The sequence below is a fragment of the Mucilaginibacter sp. GW822-FHT03E02 genome (genome assembly GCF_058801545.1).
In genome coordinates this window covers 4,320,259-4,335,855 of sequence record NZ_JBXANJ010000001.1, presented here as the reverse complement: position 1 = coordinate 4,335,855, position 15,597 = coordinate 4,320,259, and the positions used below count along the sequence as shown (strand labels likewise).

10 protein-coding genes are annotated in these 15,597 nt (G+C 42.5%); 1 reads left to right on the top strand and 9 read right to left on the bottom strand.

The annotated features are described in order from the left end of the window. Positions 1 to 57: 57 nt before the first annotated feature. From AC1RM2_RS18040 to AC1RM2_RS18030, 3 genes are read right to left on the bottom strand one after another with little or no spacing between them, the layout of a single operon-like run. Positions 58 to 1,293 (bottom strand): phosphorylase family protein, encoded by a 1,236-nt coding sequence (locus AC1RM2_RS18040; protein WP_492986573.1) that lies wholly within the window; start codon positions 1,291 to 1,293, stop codon positions 58 to 60. Then, complete coding sequence (locus tag AC1RM2_RS18035) at positions 1,286 to 1,747, bottom strand: hypothetical protein (RefSeq protein ID WP_492986572.1); 462 nt, start codon at positions 1,745 to 1,747, stop codon at positions 1,286 to 1,288. The genes AC1RM2_RS18040 and AC1RM2_RS18035 overlap by 8 nt, the downstream gene beginning before the upstream one ends. Continuing rightward, a complete protein-coding gene (locus tag AC1RM2_RS18030) occupies positions 1,744 to 5,193 on the bottom strand; it encodes a hypothetical protein (protein ID WP_492986571.1) in 3,450 nt (1,149 codons plus the stop codon). The genes AC1RM2_RS18035 and AC1RM2_RS18030 overlap by 4 nt, the downstream gene beginning before the upstream one ends. A 295-nt stretch (positions 5,194 to 5,488) precedes the next feature. Here AC1RM2_RS18030 and AC1RM2_RS18025 point away from each other — a divergent pair, with 295 nt between their 5' ends. Beyond that, positions 5,489 to 6,046, top strand: a complete 558-nt coding sequence (locus AC1RM2_RS18025) for an REP-associated tyrosine transposase (protein ID WP_492986570.1) — start codon at positions 5,489 to 5,491, stop codon at positions 6,044 to 6,046. Between the two features lie 305 nt (positions 6,047 to 6,351). Here the strand turns inward: AC1RM2_RS18025 and AC1RM2_RS18020 are convergent, their stop codons facing one another. The 6 genes from AC1RM2_RS18020 to AC1RM2_RS17995 all read right to left on the bottom strand — a co-directional run bounded on the left by AC1RM2_RS18020 (position 6,352) and on the right by AC1RM2_RS17995 (position 15,540). Next, complete coding sequence (locus tag AC1RM2_RS18020; RefSeq protein WP_492986569.1) at positions 6,352 to 6,597, bottom strand: hypothetical protein; 246 nt, start codon at positions 6,595 to 6,597, stop codon at positions 6,352 to 6,354. Between the two features lie 21 nt (positions 6,598 to 6,618). Next, complete coding sequence (locus AC1RM2_RS18015) at positions 6,619 to 7,518, bottom strand: zeta toxin family protein (RefSeq protein WP_492986568.1); 900 nt, start codon at positions 7,516 to 7,518, stop codon at positions 6,619 to 6,621. Between the two features lie 569 nt (positions 7,519 to 8,087). Further along, positions 8,088 to 9,716, bottom strand: coding sequence for a DKNYY domain-containing protein (locus tag AC1RM2_RS18010; RefSeq protein ID WP_492986567.1), 1,629 nt, complete (start codon positions 9,714 to 9,716; stop codon positions 8,088 to 8,090). A gap of 1,130 nt (positions 9,717 to 10,846) precedes the next feature. Then, a complete protein-coding gene (locus AC1RM2_RS18005; protein ID WP_492986566.1) occupies positions 10,847 to 14,020 on the bottom strand; it encodes a TonB-dependent receptor in 3,174 nt (1,057 codons plus the stop codon). A 352-nt stretch (positions 14,021 to 14,372) separates the two neighbouring features. Continuing rightward, positions 14,373 to 14,984 carry a dihydrofolate reductase family protein gene (locus tag AC1RM2_RS18000; RefSeq protein ID WP_492986565.1) on the bottom strand — a complete coding sequence of 204 codons (612 nt, stop codon included), beginning with the start codon at positions 14,982 to 14,984 and terminating at the stop codon, positions 14,373 to 14,375. Between the two features lie 145 nt (positions 14,985 to 15,129). Continuing rightward, on the bottom strand, positions 15,130 to 15,540 hold the full coding sequence (locus AC1RM2_RS17995) for a DoxX family protein (RefSeq protein ID WP_492986564.1): 411 nt from the start codon (positions 15,538 to 15,540) through the stop codon (positions 15,130 to 15,132). Positions 15,541 to 15,597: the final 57 nt, after the last annotated feature.

The window sequence follows — 15,597 nt, the reverse complement described above, 5'->3', positions numbered from 1 at the left end:
CTACCTATCAGCGGGTTACACGCGACACGCGTGCACCAGCGGAGGAGAATTTTGCTACTATAGTTCATTTAGTGCAAATTTATACATGAAATTTGCGCTAGTATAACAGGCATACCGTTGATATTCGTCATTCTTTGCCGTGTCTGCAAAGTCGCTAATTGATTTGATTGATAGTGGAATAGGCTTTGGATTGGCGCAATTATTGGCAGCATAAAAGACCCCATATGTTTCCATTTCCAAACCTAGTAATTTCCGATCATGCGCTTTCAACTGTTTGATTATTGCACCGTTCTCTATAACTCCGGCGACAGACGCGGTCGGACCTATATGCAACTCCAATACAGCTTTCTGTCTTGGCAGGAATTTTTCACGAATTTCATTGAATAAGGCAGTTTTTTCCTGATAAGCTCGTATCATTTCTTTGATATCCGTGTCCAGAGTTAGATGTTTCGCGCCTGCCTGAAAAACATTATGACCATTTTCGTCTTCGGTCATTTTTCCGGCACCTCCATCCCAACACTCGTCTGACACAATGATATCACCGAAACCAAATTCGCCAGCGGCCTTATCTTTTATCGAGGCCATGATGCCGGTCATGATGATGTACTTGGGCTTAAAGTTTTGGATTAGTTTCATTGCAAGCACGGCAGCGGCATTCATGCCCATTTGTGGGCAAGAGGCGGCAACCACACGGAGGCATTTCTTTTCGTTTTGAAAGGTAGTTTCGATGTAGTTCGTTTTATCATGTTCGATGCCTTCTACCTTTTTCCAACTAACTGGTAATTGTTTTATTGCTTCAAGTTCTTTGTCGAGCGCGGTGATCAACGCGATATCGTAGCCGTGTTCCAAACCGCTAGGTTTTTTTTTCGATATCTCCTCCAAATGTCGCCAGATGAAGTTTCTCATTTGATCTTTCCAGTTGAACGATTCCTCTTGATAATCTATCAAATGGTTTTTATGCTTGTGAAACTTCTCCTCAAATTGCGGTTTTAGCTCCTTGACCGCTGTTAAACCGATCACATGGGATGGTTCATTGATAAGCGGATTATCATAAATGTCATCCAAGAACCCAAGGCCATTAGAGGCCTTAGGCAAATTATCTTCTTCGTCTTCAGGAAGCACAAGATCTAGAATGACCACATCGTAAGCGTTATCATACATCATCCCCTTAGCGTCCTTGATATTGCGCGCTATGGTCAATCGGCAAGAGCCCTGTTTGGTATTCTCTTGGATTACTTGACTTACTTTGTCGGACTTTGTGGAATTGTCCTCAACAATTAGGATCTCAATCATTCAATGTGAAATTTGTAGTAATCAATTTCTTTATATCTTCTTTCCATTTGCCGTCGGTTGCGTTGAAGAAAACACAACCCAAATAATTGTCGGGGAAATCGGCGTAAAGCCGGCTATTAAGATCGTTCAGGTTATAGTTTTCATGCCCAAAATTTGCATACATTGTCACAACAATCACTTTGTTTTGGATGTCTTTGAAATACATGTGGTCGAGAATATGTAACCCCACTTCGTTGATAGGGTCGCCACCTGATTCGTCTTTCGAGGTGTCATAGTTCTGCATACTCATGTCGAGCAGGATGAGGTCATAATCCTCGTGATTATCCACGATCTCTTCCAGCCCGCTTTGGTAAGACTTTCTGACCGTTAATTTGACATCTCGTATAAGTGACGCCAGGTAATTACTCAATTCCTCGATCTTGACTTCAAGATCTTCTACTATTAGGATGTTCATGATACTACGAGATCTTCAATGTTTATGTAACAGTCGACAACATACTTGTCATCGTTACGATCGGAAAATTCTAAATGATTATCGTCATAATTGTCGCCCAAATAAGACTTGAGTATCCTTTTGACCTTGGGGAAACCCGATTTTCCTTCTGTTTGGGATCGACCTTCATCCACTTTTGCGTAGTGCATGGTCGCACATTCGTTCCCTGTCTCGCTGATCTCGTTACTTATAGATATTTTGAGTATGGGCCATTGCTCAGTGATGGTTAGTTCCGCCGGTATCAGTCCATTGATGGCGTCATTGTGTTCCAAAATATTGACAAAGAATACGCGGATCAAATCGATAAAATAAGGATAAAATTCGCCTTTGAACCACCGATCACAGCCGTTGTGGCGGGTCAGTGAGATTTCTTTTTTTGCATAGCCACGGTTGGTATGGCGGAGGCTCATTTCGATAATCTTGTCGATCACAAAGTCTCTTGTTACACTACCGCTCCTGTTGAACCAAGTCGCTACTTTATTCAGGTCATTCTGAACAATGGCCTTGATGTCGTTGATCTTGGTCAACAATTCATGGATGTGGCTTTCGTTGACTAGTTCCCGCAAAGATATCTCAAATTCGGAAATAACTGTCTCGAATTTTTCGCTATACTCACCCGTGATTTTCTGCCGAATATCCGCTAGGTTAGCGTCCGTCTTGACATACAGAAACGCGAAACATTTATCTACGAACTGATCGAATGGTATTTTTTGTTGAATGGATGCATAAATAACAGCAAGTTCGAAGTCAGGATACTCATAATCGAACCATCCATCGATATTTTTCTTTTCTACCTTTATCTGAAGATATTTTTTCAAAGCGTCATCCTCAATCAAGTCGTCTATTTTCTTAGAAAAAGCTGTTTGGAGTGTAAGTATAATACCCAGCATGTTTGGGGGTAAGTGGTCGAGCTTGGCTTTCCAGTATTCGCTTTGTTTGTAAACGCCGGTGTTTGCATCACGTTCTGTGATCAACTCTAATTTTTCGAATTTAGGACGTATCTCACTTTTAAATACACCATGACGGATGCGGCCGCTGAGGAATTCCATTAGGCCGTACTGGCTGAATAGAAATTTGTCCCGCAGTTCGAGGAACATTTGTTTGAACTGGTCATACAACGGATCCTCCGAAAACACGGCGCTATCCAAGGGGCGTTTTCTATCTGCATCGATATCGAATAGGGCGGTATTGATCAAGACTTTGATACGCGGGTATTGCTTAAAAAGGCTGCCGTATTTTCGATAACGATTATAATCTGCCTCCAGTTCTTTGAGCAGGTTTTCTTTGATCATTTTGTCATTGATGAATATCTTACTTTCATCGTATTCTTGAAGCCCCTCCTGTATTAGCAACTCGCGTTCGATGTCGTCAATCTCATCGATATATGCGTCGGCATCTACCATCTCGTTATTCAACAAATAAATACAGACATTTAACCGCTCTTGCAACTTGTTTTTCGAGCCCTTAATCTTGACCATGTGCGTGAATAACGACATAGTGCAAACGTTCTGCAAGAAATAAAAAACCTTAATCGTGTCTGTTTCCGTCACCGTACCCTCGTTCAGCCCTTCCGTATACTGGCTAGGCGTTACGACACCACATTTCTTAAAGTATAGTTCAACCGCGTTGCTGAGAACGGTCTTCTTAGAATTGGCTATGGCGAAAAACAGCGGCAGGTTGATTGTCTTTTCAACCGAACGCATCTTTGACTTCCGAAGTTCTTCTTCCAAAGCTTCGGTCCGCAATCGAATGATGCAATAAGGATTGGTAAAAAATGCATCGACATAGATTATCAGCGCGTCTTCAAAATGTTTCGTCTTTAAGTAGCAGAAGAAAAGATGTTCAACAGTTGCTTTGAAAATATGTGATATTTCCGAATAACAATTTTTCAGGTGCGTCCATACCGCTATCGCATCTTCAAATTGTTCTTGACTCTCATAAACCAACGCTTCGTAGAACAACTTCCTGTAATCCGGGACAGCTAATGCCTTGATTTTATTGAGGTCTTTTTCTGCAACGGCTTGTAAAAAATTGATCGTCAAATCGTTTTGGTTGCCGAGCAGGAATTTATAGTGGTCAAAATATTTTATTGCAAAGGTCTTCTCATTGGTGTATCGCCCCATCGAAGGTAGAAACAACGGAGAGCGCAGCATACTTTGCTTGAAATATTGTCCATCGTTGTCCGTTTCCAAATATAGAAAATTCATGATTTGGTCGCCTATGCTGAAGGATGATAGCTGTAAAGCTATTTTATTCAATACACGGACATATAGTTCTGGGTCATCTTCATTTTTTATCAGTCCATATACATTCCTTAATATCTCGTTAATAAAAGTCTCATTTCCGGGCAGAGGCGAAAAAATCTTTCCTGAATTGACAAGAGCTTTGCAATAGACGTGGTATACGTCAAAGTTCTGCCAATGGTCTTTAAGAAAGTCTTGGCATTCTTCGATAACCCGGTCATAGTTGCCAGCGGTATAATAATTGATAATTTGGTGAGCCCATTTTTCATCAGCTGACAGGGTTTCTGGGAAAAAGTCGATGAGAACTGACTGCAGTTTGATTAGCTGCGGGTCTCTTAATTTCCTAAATAAATAATAAATACGCCCAGACAGTTCGCGTTTATTGCTTTCCGAAAGGGTATCGTTTGCAATGTGTTGGCGTAAGCAAGTCAACAATGTTAAGTATCTATCAATCAATGCTACTTTTTGTTCAACAGCGAGGATGGTCGGGCGATAATTATAATTGACCAAACCATAGATATTGGCTTTAAAAAAATAGTATTCAGTGTTTTTTGCACCAAAGGTAGATCGGCTCATTAAATTTTTGAATTCAATAGCATAACGATTGGTAGATCGTTCTTTTTCCACCTTTTTACTCATAAGATCCGCTATGCTTGAAACGAAGTGTCCGCCTTTTACCTCAGTGATCTCACTCAAATAAAGCTTATTTTCAGCCAATCCTTTATCGATCTCCTTTAAGAGCAATCGAACCTCTATCAGCCACATCGATTGACCGTAGCGATACTCGATCTTGTCGAGAATGATGTCTGCATCACGATAGTAAGCTTTCATAAAAGCAGTCTCGAAATCCGCTTTCAGCTGTATAAAGTCAATAAATTCGTGACAATGTTTTCTGATTGTCAACAGCGCCCAGTTCATCTCTTTAATTAGGTCGTCTGATCCGAATGTAGAATACCCGTCTCCGAGTTCACTGAAGTTTTTTGGAAATGGAATTCCATAAACCATATTTTGAAGTCTTTCGGGTAGCCTATCGACCACATAACATTTTTCTGGGTAACTGAAATCTGATTTTAAGCGTGACAGTGAATTAAGGTGATTGACAGATCCGTTGGGTGTACGAAAGAAACTAATAAGGGCGGCTTGCTGAAAAGAAATGTCTGACATGGATAAGTTTAGGGATTATTTCTAACATAATCTGTCTAAAATACAATAATATTAAATAAATCTATGCTAGCAATCGAAATTTCTACCACCCCCCCTTTGGCGCAGTGTTGTGCGGCTGCAGGCGGGAGGATCACTTGTGACTTTTGTAAGCCATTCACATCGCAAGCACAGGTCAGCTACCGCACCTGCCCCGACACAAGACCTGCGCTAAAGATATACTTGTGACTTGAAAATTATTTGCTCTTTAACGGATTTGATTGTTGCTTTTATAACGAGCACCATCTATTTTTAAAGCATGAGCACCAAATATAAATTCGCTAATCCCGAGGGGATTTACTTTGTAACTTTTGCCGTTGTAGAGTGGGTAGATGTTTTTACACGCCAGGTTTATCGGGATATTTTAATAGAAAGTTTTCGACATTGTATCAGAGAAAAGGGATTAGTCATTCATGGCTACGTGATTATGAGTAACCACGTGCATTTAATTATAAGCAGTAAAGGAAAACAAGGCTTATCAGCAATTATGCGGGATATGAAAAAGTTTTCTTCGGTAAAAATTATTCAGGAAATAATCGGTAATCGGTCAGAAAGCAGGCGAAATTGGATGCTTCGCATATTTGGAGATGCCGGTAAGGCAAATGGTAACAACACTCATTATCAATTTTGGGAACAGGAAAATCATCCAATTGAGTTGCATCCGAATTCTAATCTTTTTTCACAAAAATTAGAATACATTCATCAAAACCCTGTTAAAGCAGGTCTGGTTGCTGAAGCTGCCGACTATCTTTACAGCAGTGCCGGTAATTACGAGGAAAAAGGTGGTATTTTAATGGAAGTTGAGTGCTGTTACTAAATACAGGAATTTAGTAAGAAAATCACAAGTCCCCCTGCCCGCATTTCCAGCCCGCAAGACTTGCGCCAAGGGGGGTTGTGCGGCGGCACTTGGGAGAATCACTTCTGAGATGGCAAACTAATCATGTTGTAATAACCAAGTCATCCTCGCCTATAGTAAAAAGCTCGGCTCGTTTTGATATTGCTACCAACAACTGGCTAATCATTATCGAAAAACAACATTTGTATAGCTGCACGTTTTGACGAGGATACCGGCCAAAACTGAAAAGGATTATTGTTCGAAAATAGATTAAAAGGGTTGAAACTTTATTTCTTACCGTAAATCCTTGCAAATCGTTCTATGTCCTCAGTTTCTTGATTATAAATCTTGTCGACTGCTTGAATGATTTTGTTTACTTCTGTAATTTTTTCCGTAGTTGCATTTCTTTTTCCAACAACACTTGCGCGGTGGCCATCTAAGACTGCATAAACTTTGTGAGTTGGAACTGCAAATGTCGATCCTGATGCATTCATCAGTATCCTTTTTACTTTGTAAACACTTTTTTTATTCATGGTTCCCAATTTTACCCAACCTTATTCGAACAATTTTACTGGACTATCGTTTTCGAGATCAGTTATCTTTGCCGGTCTTTCTTCCGTTGAAAGCTCGCCAAAACTCGAAAATAACCCTTTTTCTTTAGATTTCAAAATATAATATGTAAGAATAGGGTCATTCCCGTATCCGTCAAAGATCAGCCCGAGAGGGACATATCTTTTTGTTTTTCGGTATCGTTCCGCTGCCCTGAGTGTTGCTAATTCTCTTTTTAAGTTAACAAGTACTAAATGGGTTTCATATCCCAAATCTTTAAGCACTTTAACGAGAACTTTTATACTGCTTACTTTTTGTCCGATCTTTGGAATGACCAGATTACTTTGGTCTGCCTTAACCTTATCAAATAAACATTTAAAATCATCAGGCTTATCCTCGAATCCGAAAATTATTTGGTCTGATTCATCGTGAACCAATGAGGCACCCCATTCGTAATTGTTGAATTCGGGAAGCTTTCTTTTGGCGAAGTCAGAATCTAAAATATAGGCCCCATATTCTTCAGCAATTTTACTTGCAATGGAGGATTTTCCCGAAGCCGGAAGGCCTATTATTATTATCGCCTGACCGGTTTTCTTTATTCCATTGGCTGGAACCGCGCCACCATTACCCAGAATTATTTTATCGTCGTCATCCTCTCTTTGTAAACAGAAAAGTTCTTCAACTATCCGGCTCCTAATACTCCATCGAGGTTCATCATCCCTGCATTCACTGACACGGAATTTTCTACTGGTGGATGTAGGAAAATCTACATAACCCGGCAACGCAATTTCACCTTTAACGATCATAGGAATGATGTCTTTAGGCTGCCTGTAATTTAACTGCTTATACAAGAAATGCTCAACAGCTTCATCGTCATTGAGAGGACGTGAGTAAGATTGTTTCATTGCGATATTATCATGTAATGGTTAGGGTCTATATTAATATTTAGTGAATATATAATTTATTTGTCAAGTGAATGCATACACTTAAAACTTGCGTTAGAAGTTTAGCAATATATTCCCCCCTTGTCGCAAGTGCTGTGCGGCTGCCTGCGGGCGGCTCACTTGTGACTTTTGTAAGCCATTCAAATCGCAAGCACAGGTCAGCTACCGCACCTGCCCCAGCACAAGACCTGCGCTAAAAAGGGCCCCTATTCAGAAAAGTTGGAGCTGGTCAGTATGCTGTGCACGGGATGGTATGATGCTTATCGCAGGGTCTGGGATGGCACATATCTGATCTGACCCCAAGCTGGCGCACGCATAATTTTCCGCTGGCGAAACTCCCCTCTTTTTGGAGCAAGTGTTGTGCGGCAGCCTGCGGGCATCTCATTTCTGCCTCTTGTAAAGCATCTAACCATGTCGTAATCCTCGGCCACAATTTTCGATTTTAGAAAAGGCACAAATCTCCATGCCGCATTTCCTACGCTCAAGACCTTGCGCCAAGGGGGGGGGGTAACACCAAGAACAAAGCATTCTTATTTTTGTCCTGCTAACTTAAATCCCTGTGGGAGTTCAATAATTTTAGGATCTATTGCTTTCCCGATGAATTTAGCCGGCGCGTTAGTAGTTTGTTTAATCCAATATCCCTTGCTGTTGTGATATAGATACCAGTTGATAATATACATACCCTCGTCGCCACCATAACGGGGGCCTGCAAAAATGGCGAGCAACTCAATACGATTGCTTTTAATGACAGGCGTGCTGCCAAAATACACATTGTATTTATCATACGTAAGGTACGGAGCAGTTTTAAAAGTGGCAAAGTCGGCACCGGGCAATGGAACAAGCTTGGTTTGATTAAAAAAGAAAACTTTATTTTTATAGCTGTAGTAATTGTTGCCGATGTACGATAAAAAACGGGCATCGAAGTTTGTAATGGCGGTATCCCTGTAAAAAAGATGGCGGTCTTTAGCAATCAGGTCGTTGTTCAAAAACCTTACCTTGTCGTATAATATATCCAGAAGCGGGCCACTCCAATAATATCGGGACGGCATCGATTTTAACTTTTCTATTTCGTTATTTGTTAACCCTGTTACAAACTGGCGTTTGTTGCGATCATAAACTTGTTTGGCATAGATGAGAAACAGGGAGTTTTCACTCAGGAAAGTATTATCGGGTGTTACTGGCACGGTGTAATTAAAGGGAAATTTAATGGCAATTACTTTTTTTGCTTTGTCATCCCACCCCCGGTAATAAACACCATTTTTATCATAAAACAAGTCGCTATACCTAAACATGTGAAAAGTTGCTGGGTCAAGTCCGCTCTCGAAAGGCGTATCATGCAGATAAAACCGATGGCCATCTGTTAAAATTACGGTATTTACCTGCTCCCATGTTTTTACCAGCTCCTGGTGGTATTCCGCTCCTTCAACAACCGTTGTATCGCAGTAAACGTGATAACGGTCTGCACTGTAACTGGATGATATCCCTTTCAACGATTGCAGATCTATACTTTTTACAATCGTCATTTTAGGCAGATAGACAACCTCATCATCGGTTTTAGCAAGTGATTGATTAATCGAATGCAGCTTTTTACCATGATAGGTCAAAACCGTATCAGCGCTGTAAGTCCAGGCTTTATCATACAATCCGTTGAAGCTTTTGACATCGGCCATTGGAATTCTTTTATTTAAATAATAAACTGAATTCTTATCTTTAAAATAAGTAGCGTTGCCATTTAAGGCAATAAAAGTCGACGCGTCAGCATCTTTTATTTCGGATTGATTATCATACACCACCCGTTTGGTCTTCCATATATAATGACTTTTCTCGTAGTTCCCCCTTATGAGCTCAAATCCGGCGGTATCTGTTTTAATTAACTTACCTTCAAAATATACCCCGTTTTTATCAATGGCAAATCTGGCGGCTTCCCGCCATTCCATAGTTTTAAAAGATACCATATCGGGATGTAGTATTGTCCTGGTGTTACAATCCTGGTAAACTACATATCCTGGATTAATAATGTAAATCGCGTCTCCTGCATAAATACACCTGGAGTAGCTTAATGGATATGCTGCCATTTTACTTTGAGCGTTCAGGATTTTAGTGGCAGATAGCACCAGCGTAATAATAAGTATCGATATTAATCGCTTTTGAAAAAACATAAATTTATTACTTCATCTAAGTTACATTTTATTGAGGAGATAACTTATCAATTATGCCAATCGTGCGCCCCCCGCTGCCGCAAGGGTCTCTCCAATGCTATTCAGTCAAGGAAAATATTAAAATTTCAGTTTCGCGCAAAGACGCCAAGACGCTAAGAAAAAATAAGCAAACCACTTTGCGGCTCTGCGTCTTTGCGCGAAAAAACGCTTAACTTAATAGCATTGAGGGTCTCCCTTGTGGCCTGCATGCAAATCGCAACGCTCATTTGTAGCATACATCAAAAATCTCCCCCACAGCCCGCGTTAGTGATGGAAGTAGATACCGGCCAATGCGGCTAAGGCCTGCGCAGTATGAACGTACAGCACGGGCCGAAGGCAACGCCCCCTTGGTTCATTAGCTCATTGGTTGGATAATCATTAGTCATTGGTGGGATGGTGGGTTAGCACGAAGTTCTTTTTAGCTTCTGGTCGGCGTTATCACCGCACCAACCAAGGTTTGTAGTTCACATATGCTTTAGTTGCAAACCCAATATAACACAGGGGCTCCCGTGAGCCAACCGAAAGTGGTGCGGTGATAAACACCGACCACAGGCTAAATACAGAAGCGGTATTGAATAAAATCAGGGCGCTTCTATAGCGCTGGTTTTAAACGCTGGCGACGACTCACCCCGGCTACGCTACGCTGGCCGACCCTCCTCCGGCTTACGCCGCAAAGAGGGTGAAACACATTTTTTTATCTTTTTGCCCCTCTATGCGACGCAGGTGAGTGTTGCACAACTAACGCTCAAAAAAAAGTGCATGTTTTATGGCATTTTGACGCCCTGAGATTTGAATATCGACTAACTTGCTTTTGGCAATAGCTGGATATTAAAATCTCAGGAGGTTGATCGACAAGATTTGAACCTCCGTGCCTTATACGCTTAGTTGTGCAACACTCACCGCAGTCGGAGAGAGGGGAAGACGCCCCGATATTTTATCGGGGTCGTCGGGGTGAGTCGTCGCCGCCATTCGATAAACGCCATTCCTGATCATACATTCCTGAAACCAACAGCACAGCCACCAAAAAACAATGCCCTGCAACAGCTTTTCGCTATCGCAGGGCATTGCCATTCTGAACTTATATAGTTTACTTAAAACCCATATCGTAACCCTACCTGGAACTGGTATGGGTTACCGCTTAAGCCGGATACACCTGCATTGGTGTTTACGGTATAGGCGTATTGTTTATTTACAGCGTCGAAGCTTTTGATGGTGTAAATTGACGTAGTACCAAGATTATGATTTACGCCCCAGTTTTTGTCGATTAAATTGCTCACGTTAAACAGATCTACTGATATCTCCAGGTATTGTTTTTTTAGGATTTGTACCCGTTTAATCAGCCTCAGGTCTATTACACCGTAAAACGGGTTTACGCCACCATTACGCTCGGCTATTTTGCCAAAGCTTTTCTCGATGTAATCTTTCATCCCTTTTTCAACCTTGGGGTTGTTCAATATCGCATTGATACCATCTTTTAAATATTGCGGCGTAGATGCGGAGTTAGGATTATAGATGTAAGCAAGGTCATTACTGGCCACAAAATCGCCGTTTACGTTGCCGTTTACCGTTAAAGAATACCTGGTGCCGCTTATGCCCGAGAACCGTAAACCAGCGCTAAAGCCATGAAATGTTGGCGAGCTGCCATAAAACACCACCTTATTGCGAAACTGGTTATCCGAATAGTTCATGCTGCTTAGGTTACGCGGATCGTCTTTTACATATTGTACCAGGGTTGCGGTGTTTGCCACGTTTCCGTTGTACGAGGTATTGTCTTTAGTTTGGTTCCAGGTGTAAGAGAAAGACACTTCGCCCTGTTTATAGTACCTGTAGTCGGCATCGATAACAAATGCCACCTGGTTTACTTTTCCCAGGCTTTCCAGTTCCAGCACCCGGCCAACTTCGGTTGTTTTGCGGCCTTGTGTCCAATCGGCCGATCCGTTTGCGGCGTTAATTGTACCTGCCGGAACGTATACGCCCCGGTTATCTTCGGCCGCTATGCGGAAATATGGTTCATCTACCATGTTTTTATCCACATAGGTGTAGTTATTACGGCCCAGGCTTAGGTAAGCGCTGGCGGTAACACGAAAGTTTTGCGCAAAAAAGTGCGAATACGAGGCGTTGGCCTTGTAAACCGTAGGTACTTTGGCATCTTTCCCGTTCATGTTAATGGTTGCCATCTTTGGTATGGTGGGGTTATTGAGCAGGTCCTGGCCAGGCGCTGTCGCCGGATCTTTACGATAAGCCGGAAAATTTGGCGTTGGCACCAGGCTACCGGTTACATCAACGCTTTGAATATGCGAGCCATCAAACAACATATTGTTAATCATGGAATACGGGTTAAGCGCAGATCCTAATATGCCGCCTCCAAACCTCACGATATCTTTCCCGTTCTGCCCCAAATCCCAGGTTGCCTGTAAACGGGGCTGAATTTGCAGGGTAGCCAGCTTGTTAGATGTGTTTAAGCCCAATGTACGGTAAACTACATCATTAAAATTCGCCTTATCAAGGTAATCGGTATAATCGGCACGGATACCGGCGGTTAAATCAAACCCGGGAAATAACGTGGTTTGGGCCTGCACATACAAGTTAGGTGCAAGAATATTAAATTTGATATTATGATCTGCCGAAACATAAATATCCCTGGCAAAACGGTAAGGTGTAAGGTTATTGAAATTGGTTAGCCCGGTAAAATAAAAACGCCCGTTGGTTTCGCTGCCATAAATGGAATTCTGGTTGGTAAATGACAAGCCGCCTCCTAAAGTGAAGTTAAATTTTCCTTTCGTCCAGTATACGTTATCGGTAAGCTGTGCTACGTTGTTGTTAAAATAATCGCCGCCGTAACGTTGCCCGCCCAATTGTATGGCCGTTGAATAGGTTGATCCGTTTGCCGCTACTGAAGAGATATTCTGTACTATAGCGCGCGGAATATTGTCGGCAGGCAGCTGGCTGTTGGCAAACATTTTATTGTATTCCCAATAGTGCTGTACTTTCAGTTCGTTGGTTAAGGTAGGGCTCAGGATACTGCGCAACGAGGCCATTACACTATTGTTCAAACTTTTACGGGTGCTATACACCTCGTAAATGTTAATGGCGGTGTTATCGCCATCCGATTGATTATCCAGGTCGTAAATAAAGTTATCGCGAATGGTGAATAAGTTTTTGGCGTTGATCTGCCAGTCAATCCGGGCGAAACCCGCATGGGTATTTTTAAATTTATCAAACTGCCCCACCTGCGGCGAATTTGCAACACCGTATTTGGTGCGTGCTATTGATAAAAAGTTATCCAATGTGGCCTGGGTTACGTTGTAACGTTTTTCATCATCGGCAGATTGAATATTAGCTATATACAATGGCCGCGAATCTGCCTGGTGGTCCCAGGCGATAAAAAACTGCGCCTTATCTTTAACGATGGGGCCGCCCAAAGAAAACCCGTATTGATAGGTAGAGAACGCCTGGTTACGTTTTAACCCATTTAACCCATAGGGGCTTGAAAGCCAGTTGGCACGCGCATAAGTAAAAGCGCTTCCCGAAAGTACGTTGGTACCCGATTTGGTTACCGTACTGATGGTACCCCCGCCGGCATTACCGTAAGTAACATCATAGGCATTGGTAACCACCTGGAATTCGCGCACGGCTTCCAGCGATATAGAGTAGGCGCCGGTTGGCTGCCCGCCGGAAATGGTTCCGCGTGCCGCCATGCCATCAATAGTATAATTGGTTGCCGATGCCAGCTGGCCATTTAAACTACCGCCCGAACTAAGTGGCGATAAATCTGCCAGGGTGGTAAAATTACGACCGTTTACAGGCAGCTTCGCGATGTCTTTAGCAGTAACGGCTGTAGACGAGCCTATGTTTTCTATTCTGTTGCGCGTGGTGGCCGATTTAATTTCGACCACGTTAAGCTCGTGAACTTTGTCTTCCATCACAAACGCAACCTGTAGCAGGTCGCCCTGGTTAAGGGCAAAGTCGGTTTGTTTTTGCGGCGCCATACCCATAGCTTCAACAGTAATGCTATAGGGCGAACCGAGGGGAAGCTCCTTTAAAAGGAAAGCTCCTTTTGAATTGGTTGTAGTTTTAATCATGAACCCGGTCGACTCATTTTTTACCGTAACGGTTGCGTTGGATAAAAGTGCGCCGCCAGGTCCGGATACTTTGCCGGAAATACCGGCCAGGTTAGTTTGCGCCTGGCCCGTTGTAACCAACAGGAAGCAGGCTATGCCCAACAGGCATATTTTTTGCAGGATAGTTTTGTATAAAGTCAACATTTCTTAAGTATTAGTTAGCCGCAAAGGTGTACTTGCCGTATTAACCAAAGATTCTCTAACTATTAACCTTAAGTAGTGATTGTTTAATCTAAATGTTAATTTTTAGCTTCTGGACGGTATTATCGCCGCACCGGCCAAAGCTTTTAGTTTACATATGCTTTAGTTTCAAACCCAATATAAAATATAATACAGGGGTGTCCGTGAGCCGACCGAAAGTGGTGCGGTGATAAACACCGACCACAGGCTAAATACAGTAGTTACAAACTACATGCATAGCTGTTAGAAGGAACTTCTAACAGCGGTTTTTTACCCCGCCTATGCACATCCCGGATTTGCATACAAATAATAAGTTTTATGCCGATAATCCAACAACATGCATCTGCTTACCCGCTTTTTCATAAGCATAGCTCAAACGCACAATGCCCGACGAAAATACCTGCGTGTTGGTTAACCGCATTTGTAAATTATGGTTAAGGGTTGGGAACAAACGTTTCCCGGTAGAAATTACTACCGGGTGCACCCAAAGCTCGTACCTATCCACCAGGTTTAGCTTCATAAGGGATGATACCAACTGTCCGCTCCCCAAAACTATGATATCCCGGCCCGGCTGGGCTTTTAATTGGTCTATCTCTTTTTTTAACTTTCCTTTTAGCAGGATGGTATTGCGCCAGGGGGTAAGGTGGATTGATTTGGATACTACTGCTTTGGTATGTTGGTTCATCAGTTGGGCCATTACAATATCTTCTTTGGCCATCAGCAGGTCGTTGGCTTTTGCGGGCCAGTAGTTGGCAAAGGCTTCATAAGTGCGTGCGCCTAATAAAATGGTATCTGCCCGGGCCAGTTGCCGGCAAAGGCTTTCGCACAATTCGCCATCCCAGTATTTAAAATGCCAGTCAAGGCTGCCATCGGGCCCGGCCATAAAGCCATCTAAAGTTACATTTACCGATGCCACCAACTCCCTCATTTTTTATTATAATTATTATTTACAGGCTATATGTTATTAGGGAAACCGCTTTTGAGTTTTTCGCGCAAAGACGCTAAGCCGCAAAGGAATTCCTTATTTTTCTTTGCGTCTTTGCGCGAATTATTTTAAAGCCGGTTTCCCCGATTTACCACTTACTGCCAAAGTTGAGCAGGCTTTTTACTTTTCCATCGCGCAGGTAAAGGCTTAGCCATACCAGTATGCCAAAAACTATAGGGAAATAGGCCGGCTGGTTGGCTCTCATCATGATAGCTACAGCGCCACCCAGGTAACCGGTAATTAAGATAGCGCCTAAAATAGCTGTGCGCGGAATGATGTAGATGATGGTGCAAACCAGGAGTATGGCCCCTATTACCTGTACCATATTTTCGCCGTAGCCCAAAAAAATGGTGCCTTTTACCGAGTGGCTTTCTCTCATGATTTTGGCGATAGCATCAAACAGCAGGAATAAAATGCAGATAACGCTGATGATACGCCCGGCTAACAATGATGATTTTGAAGGCGCGGCCGCCGTGGTTGGTGATACTGTGGTTTCCATAATGATATTTTTTGTTGGTGATTTTGTTAATTCAAAGGTAGCGTGGCGTAAGCAAAT